The sequence below is a fragment of the Bacillus sp. SIMBA_008 genome (assembly GCF_046535495.1).
Taxonomy (GTDB): domain Bacteria; phylum Bacillota; class Bacilli; order Bacillales; family Bacillaceae; genus Bacillus; species Bacillus subtilis.
Genome location: NZ_JAWRWL010000908.1, coordinates 1 through 251 on the forward strand (window position 1 = coordinate 1; position 251 = coordinate 251).

The 251-nt window shown below is 64.9% G+C and carries 1 pseudogene; it reads right to left on the reverse strand.

What is annotated here, in order from left to right:
* Nucleotides 1-251, reverse strand: a pseudogene (locus SB658_RS26010) (hypothetical protein); the annotation flags it as partial.

Genomic DNA, 251 nt, shown 5'->3' on the forward strand with positions numbered 1-251 from the left:
CCGGCAATCGACTGCGGCAGACCGATGAGGATGCCGAGGATCGTGTTCTTCGGGTGGCGGAAGGCTTCGACGAGGGGCGAGCGGCGCTTGATCTGGTTCGTCGCGATCGCCTGGGAGTGCGTCTTGAACTCCTCGGATTCTTCAAGGTGGCGTAGCAGCAGCACCGCGGCGCTCGCCAGAGCGAAGGAGAACAGGAACGGCAGGCGCCATCCCCACGTCATGAAGAAGGAGTCGGGCGTGAGGCCGAGGCC